We start from the raw sequence: 1,273 nt of genomic DNA on the forward strand, positions 1-1,273 counted from the left end.
AGACCACGTTACCGTTCTGGCTCAGGGTGACGCGGGCGTTGGTTTGCGCAATACCGCTGATCACCGGCGCAAAACCACGCTGGCTGATCGGCAACATGTCATCGTTGGAGTTAAGTTTGACACCGCGGAAGGGGACGCTGTTGAGCACGTCATTGCTGGTGGTGCTTTCACCCAACAATATTTCAGAACGCCAGGGCGTAATGTCCCGTTGCAGGTAAGTGTTAGTGAACTGCGTATTTTGATTGCTTTGGTTTTCTTCGCCGTTGCGACTGGCGCTGTTGCGGGTATACGTCATGGTGCTGCGTAACCGCCAGGCGTCGAGATTGATCCCGGCACGCAGGTTGGCGAACAGGTTGGTCTGCGTCTGCTTTTCCATGCCGTACTGCGCATCTTGCCAGTTGCGTCCGCCGTTAACCGTGTAATTCAGTAAAAAAGCCGGAATGCCGTGGTCCCACAGTGCAGGATCGACGGCACCGCGGATGTTGGGGCGCAGTGCAACCTGTGGGATGCTGAGATCCAACCGTAGCTGGTTAAAATTAAAGCGGACAGAGGATTCGGGAATCAGGGTTGCCAGATTCTCTACCGGCTTTTCCGCAGGCAAACGCGCAAAGGCGGGCAAGGCTTGCGTGTTAATACCTAGCTCATGCAGCATCGCGGGCGTGAGTTCTGGTTCGACTTTTCCCTGCGCATTCGCGTTGAAGACCAGCGTGTGTTGCCCCTGATCCAACTGGTTGACGAAGACGTTAACCATATAGGTGCCGGGAGGAATATTGCCGGGCTTGTCGAACACGCTAAGATCGGTAGTTGTTAACTGCGCGCCGCCCAGTGAAAGCAGGCCCGGATCGAAGTAGTCCTGTGCCCAGACGTTACCCGTCGCCAACATGCACACGCCAACCAGAGGCGAGAGAGGAAATGCGTCAAAATATTGTTTTTGTTTTCGCATTGTTGACGACTCTTAAGTCACAAAGGGTTAGCTACTGTTCAGCAGCGTAAGGGGAATGCACTACAAGGCGCGTTGCTCTACCTCTGTATTCCACCCGTCTTCGTCAATCAACTGCCAGACGACGTTTTTTCCCGTAGCGCCAGGTGGCAAAGCATAAAATTGTTTGCCAAAGGGCGGCACCATCAGCCTCAGTTGGGGCTTGCTCAGCGCGTGCGTGCCGACTTTCAATCGAGAAAAAGTTAGCCAGTAGGGCGTGGGATTATCAGCAACCAGTTGGTTTCCCTCGCGCTTAAAACGCAGTTTGGGTGCCATCTCGGCGACAGCTTGTTT

Annotated in this window: 2 protein-coding genes; both read right to left on the bottom strand. The window is 54.2% G+C overall.

Annotated elements, in window-relative coordinates; all coding sequences use genetic code 11:
- A partial coding sequence (locus J5224_RS28420; protein WP_264628452.1) for a fimbria/pilus outer membrane usher protein occupies nucleotides 1-943 on the bottom strand: 943 nt, incomplete at its 3' end.
- A 60-nt stretch (nucleotides 944-1,003) separates the two neighbouring features.
- A partial coding sequence (locus J5224_RS28425; protein WP_413544739.1) for a molecular chaperone occupies nucleotides 1,004-1,273 on the bottom strand: 270 nt, incomplete at its 5' end.

It is taken from the genome of Candidatus Symbiopectobacterium sp. NZEC135 (assembly GCF_025962695.1).